Here is a 3,160-nt window from a genome sequence, read left to right on the forward strand (position 1 = left end):
AGGGGAGGTCGTGGGGTGGGTAGGAGATTGTCGTATTCCCCGGTTGTTCGGGGCTTTCGTCCCCTCCCCCTCCCTTACGACCCCTTGTGGGTCGGACAAATCCACAACCTAGACAAGAGGTAAGAAGTTGCTAACTTATTAAAAGATTAATCTTGAACCTTTACTACGCTGTTGTTGCTATCGTAGTTCTTGAGTCCCCTTCTCATTCGATTCACACGCTTGCCAAAGTCAAGATTCCAGACTACCCCGAGGGTGAGCATATTACCATTCTCTGGGATCTTCACATAGGACTTAAGTGGATTTACCTTGGAGTGGTTGGTGGTTCTATAAGTATCCCCCTCCTTAAATCCCACGTATAGCATCTGAGCATAGAGGGTCCAATTATTTTTATTCCACATCAAGGTCAAGCCCATATTGTCACCTGATAGTTGCTCTGTTTCGTTATAGAGCGTCCTTCCCGCTTTCGTATAATAGCCAGCAATGACCAGCTCCTTGTACACTACCTGTGCCGAGATATCCCAGTAGAGGCTATTGAGATGAAGTGGATGATTCCCTACGTTACTCTCATACCGCTTGTAGCCTACTGTGGTGTAGAGCGAGAGGAAGTTCATCAGATTGCTAAAGTTGACTTTCCATTCGGCTCCATACTGCCGATTGTACAGCCCATTGTCGGACTGAAACAAGAAGTACTCCTCTTCGGGAAGATAGGTGACACGGGTGTACAGCGGATGGGTGGTGTGATTGTAGCTTAGGGCTAGATTGGTATTGAACTTATCCTTGCGATAATTCATATTGAGGCGATTGGTAAAGGCGTAGCTCGACTTCAATTCACTATTCCCTGTAAATACAGTCAGTCGGTCAAACCTCTGCTTGACACTGGATAGCTGAGCTAATGAGGGGAGGAAGGGGATGAAATTGCTATTGAGGGAAAAGGAGAGGCGATTATTGGGATTGTAGTAGAATCCCAAGCTGCTCTGATTTTTGAAGTACTTCTTACTCTTCTCTTTACTTTCAACATAAAAGAACTTCAACCCACTCCCCAAGCTATACTGAACTTTTGGATTGAGCCGCCCAGAGATTTGAGCATAAAGATAGGTGTTATTCTGATGCAGTTCGTCAAGATAACTACTCGGCGAGAGGTACTCATTTGTGGTGAATGCATATCTATTTTGCAGACCAGTGGTGAGGTACACCTTTGGGTGCAACGACTTTTGATACATCACTTCGCCAATTAACGATTTGTACTTACTTTCTACGGGGTTGGAGATCTTGGCCACCTCTGCTCCATTCCTGGTGTCCACCAAATCTCTGTCGTTTCTACCTGTGGATAGTGTGCCTAATAGGTTGGCTTCCAGCTTCGATCCATCTCCAAATTGGTGCTGATAAAATAGGTCTAGTGCTGGCAAGTAGCCTCTATATTTGCTTTTTGAGGCTCTATGATAGGGATCTTTATCGGTCTCAATTATCTGACCTCTGATATTGTTGTACTGTCGGGCAAAAGAATTGCGCCAAGTGGCACTAAATTGGCTCACTTTGCTAGGCTGATAGAGGTAGGTGAAGTTCAGGTCGTTTGTAAAATAGCCAAATGGGCTCGCCTCCCCCTGAAGGAGCCGTGTGATTTCCTTGGAGTCAGCAATAAACTTCTCCTCACTATCTCTTTGCCACTTAGGGTAGTTGCGATAAGCAGTGTTGTAATCAATTGAGAAGTCCGACTTCCCTTGGTGGTAGCTAGCACTCGCACTACCATTGACAAATCCTACCCAGAGGGCACTCTGCAGGTGACTCCTCACAGAGCCTCCATCGGTTCGCTCCTTTAGGATCACATCTATAATACCTCCAAAATCTTGGTCCAATTCGCGCATCGTAGGCATATCGGAGTAATCGACTCTAAGGATAGATTCGGGTTTGAGGTTACGCACTTCAGCAACCGACCGAGGGACGCCATTGATTTTCCATTGAATCGGTTTGCCATTAATGGAAGCATTCTTATTGACCTGATCCACCGAAAGCCCCGTTAGTCCTAGATTATGGAGTAGCGTCATAAAGTCGTGGCTCCCTCTGATCTGTAACTTCTCGGGGAAAACCAATTGGCGATTGTACTGGCGAAGAGAGCCGGTGACCGTCACCTCGTCCAATTGCTTACTATCCTCTACCAGATAGAGATCTCCAAGGGAGATGCTTCCCTTGCCACCCTCAATCTGCACCGAAATAGGGACATGTCCCACAAAGCTTATCTCCAAGCGACTTTCTTTGCTCTCGTTGCCGGTGACCGTGAAGTCTCCCTTCTCGTTAGTCGTTGTCCCAGAAATAGTGGTTCCTTCAAGGTCTAGTAGCCGTACCGAAGCTCCGATGACTGCGGTAGAATCTCTTGAGAAGAGTAGACGCCCCGAGATTTTCACCTCAGTAGCCAATAAGGTGGTGGCTCCAAAACATAGGAATATAGTCAGGGTCAGGAATCTAGTTAAGTTCTTTTCCATTAGGCTCCGATTAATAGTGTTGTTCTTCAGTACAGCATTTCCGTAAAGATAGCCTATTTTCTTGAAACTATTCCCATTAAATCTAAAGAAAAGAGAGGTTGCACTTCTAGATGCCCCCACGACCTCCCCTCGTGGAGGACAAACAACCGAATCTAAGACTTATCACTCCCTCTCAATGTGTCTACCAGGGGTTATGCATTAGAAAGTCCTTACACCATTATCCTCAACAGATTGTATATCATCATTCGCACAATAGTCTTTTCTAATGCGTAACCCCTGATGTGTCTACTTTTTCAGGAATAGAAGAAATGGAGTGTCTACACTTTCAGGAATGCGATAGTATAGCGTCCACATATTCCGCATAGGGTGCGGAATGAATTCCGTACGCGTGCGGAACGCATTCCGTAGCCCTGCGGAATCCATTCCGCACGCATACGGAATATGAGGTTGATACAAGAGGGGAATACATGGACCTAGGCCGAGATCCTTCCTCCAAATATCGCCACTCTGCAACACCCACCTTTACATGAGACTGTTGCACGAAGGCGATCTGCTTCGTTGCTTTCGGAATTCGGTCTAGGTCACGTACGCGAGTACGCTCCCTTCGCCCTCATCCTTTTGTGTGCCTGGTGCCCTACGTGCACCTTGCTGTCAGCGCCTTGCATCTCATCCTTCGTTCAAAG

1 protein-coding gene is annotated in these 3,160 nt (G+C 46.6%); it reads right to left on the reverse strand.

The features are described 5' to 3' along the window. Positions 1-146: 146 nt before the first annotated feature. Positions 147-2,477, reverse strand: a complete 2,331-nt coding sequence (locus tag QVO39_RS06915) for a carboxypeptidase-like regulatory domain-containing protein (protein ID WP_021903561.1) — start codon at positions 2,475-2,477, stop codon at positions 147-149. Positions 2,478-3,160 lie beyond the last annotated feature (683 nt).

The sequence above is a fragment of the Porphyromonas sp. CAG:1061 genome (assembly GCF_000435035.1).
Taxonomy (GTDB): domain Bacteria; phylum Bacteroidota; class Bacteroidia; order Bacteroidales; family Porphyromonadaceae; genus Porphyromonas_A; species Porphyromonas_A somerae.